This is a genomic window from Pseudoselenomonas ruminantium (assembly GCF_900113715.1).
Taxonomy (GTDB): Bacteria; Bacillota; Negativicutes; order Selenomonadales; family Selenomonadaceae; genus Selenomonas_A; species Selenomonas_A caprae.
In genome coordinates this window covers 1-2,028 of sequence record NZ_FOQK01000052.1, presented here as the reverse complement: position 1 = coordinate 2,028, position 2,028 = coordinate 1, and the positions used below count along the sequence as shown (strand labels likewise).

2 protein-coding genes are annotated in these 2,028 nt (G+C 47.2%); one reads left to right on the top strand and one right to left on the bottom strand.

Annotation, left to right across the window (positions count from 1 at the left end; translation table 11 throughout):
* Window positions 1-475: plasmid mobilization protein (locus BM181_RS14890; RefSeq protein WP_143092236.1), on the bottom strand; the 475-nt coding region annotated here is incomplete at its 3' end.
* 959 nt (window positions 476-1,434) lie between these two features.
* Between BM181_RS14890 and BM181_RS14885 the strand changes: the two genes are divergently transcribed.
* Window positions 1,435-1,908 (top strand): RNA polymerase factor sigma-54, encoded by a 474-nt coding sequence (locus BM181_RS14885; RefSeq protein WP_075445879.1) that lies wholly within the window; start codon window positions 1,435-1,437, stop codon window positions 1,906-1,908.
* Window positions 1,909-2,028: the final 120 nt, after the last annotated feature.

Here is a 2,028-nt window from a genome sequence, read left to right as displayed (position 1 = left end):
TATAATTGGGGCAAATATAATAATCTCTGTTACTACTTGTTGAGTGCTTGCGAATCGCCGTTTCGCCGCACTTAGAACAGATTTTCGCGGCCTGCTCTAATCTCATTTGCCCCGTGGCCTGTTCCATCTTCTCTTCTTCGGATTTGCGCGGTTTCGGCTTTTTGCCGTATAGCACAAAATCCCATAGCTGCTCAAATTCGGCCTTGACCTCTGCCAACTCTGCCGCCGCTACCGTGCCGCCCTCGTTGGCTTTCTTGGCAAGCTGATTAATATTACTGCCCATGTGCGAAATATGGGGCAGTATGGCTTTTCCCATTTCTTTGTCTATTACTTGCGGCTTCACCTTCACGCCCAGAGCCGCCGACTTGCAGAAAGTCGGTATCTTGACCCCTGCACGAGCCGCATTAAGTTCTAGTGTTGCCGCTTCCTCAGCAGTCACCCTAAAATTGATTTGCTTTGTTGCTATTCTCGGCATTGTTTTTCCTCCTTTACGGCTAGCCAAATGATAGCCGTTAAAGTTGCTCTCGCGGCTAGCCTTTTGCTAGCTATATTATACTAAAAAGGCTAGCCAAATGCAAGCCTTTTAATAAAAATATGGCTAGCCAAAGCAAGCCGTTTCACGCCTAAACACGGCTAGCCATACGCTAGCCATATTTAGCCCCTCAAAGGTACGTTAAGTTTCCAATCCTGCCATGATTATATCATGTCAGAATTGTAAAGGCAAGCATGGGGAAGGCTAGCCTTCCCCCCTTGCAAGGGTTTCCCCCTTGACCCCCTCAGGGCTTCGCCCCGAACCCCACCAAAGGGAATTTTTTCCCTTTGGAATCCCTGCTAACGCTCGCCGCTAGGCAGGAGGGGAAGGGCTTCACCCTTTCCCCTCTGGGGCAAGAGCTTATTTGTTCGCAACGTGTCAAGAACGAGCCGCCTTTTCGGCGGTTGCCTGCGGCAATTCTTGACACTTTCAAAGCGCCTTTTTGAAAAATGTATACGTGATTCAAAATTAATTTAGAACCACATTGAAGCACATGTCAGAGCCGCAGGCGGTTGACATCTCATGGAGCGAAGCGACCCAAGGAAGCGGCTGGTACTGCCGACAGGGCTACTTGTGCCGCTTGCTGAAACCAAGGGTTTCAGCAGCTATGGCCACGGCTAGAGAATTTTATAAATCCTCTTTCTTAGTCCATGCGTAATCAGGCCGAATGGCCGCCAAATGGTACGAAAAAGACTTATCAACCACGCGCCCCAGATGGTGCGTTTTTATCCCTCTGCTTCTGCCAAAAAGTACCTTCGAAGCCACGCCCTATATACAGAAGCAGAGGGGGATATTTAAGAACCCGCATAAATACTGGGTTTGTGCTTGACTAAAGGTAACAAATATGGTACCCTTAGTAACAAATATGTTACCTTTAATAATCTTACAGGGGAGGTTTTTTGGTGGAAAATCTGGACAAAAAAGTAATTCCGCTACCAAAGGAGCGTGAATGTACTGTTCTTCTAGGAGAAGATGGGGAAGTAACAGGCTATCTGAATAAGGCTAGAAAAAACAGGTTAGGAGGTCATTGGGTGGCTACTTTTCAAGAAGGGCTTGCGTGGATGGCGAAGCAGGAAGGTATGACGGGTGAGCAATGGCGTGTATTTGCTTATCTTGTCAGCCGTCTGGACTTTGATAATTATCTTAAAGTGCCCCAGAAGGATATAGCGGCAGAGCTGAAAATGAATGTTAAAGCGGTATCCAGAGCACTAAGGGGATTGAGGGAACTTGATATTATAAGTGTTGGGCCTATGGCTGGACACTCTAAAACATACCGTCTTAATCCGAGAATCGCCCACCGTGGAGCAAAGAACTATCAGGAAACCATTATTCAGTATGACGCATTAAAAAAGGCACATGACAACAAAGCAGAATGAAAGACCGCCCCGCGGATGATCGGGGCGGCTTTTTATCTCTGCAAAAGCTGATATATTCCGTTGTTTATGGCTTCAAGTAGTGTGTTGTGTTGAGTTATGCCGCCAACGGCTTCGGGTATA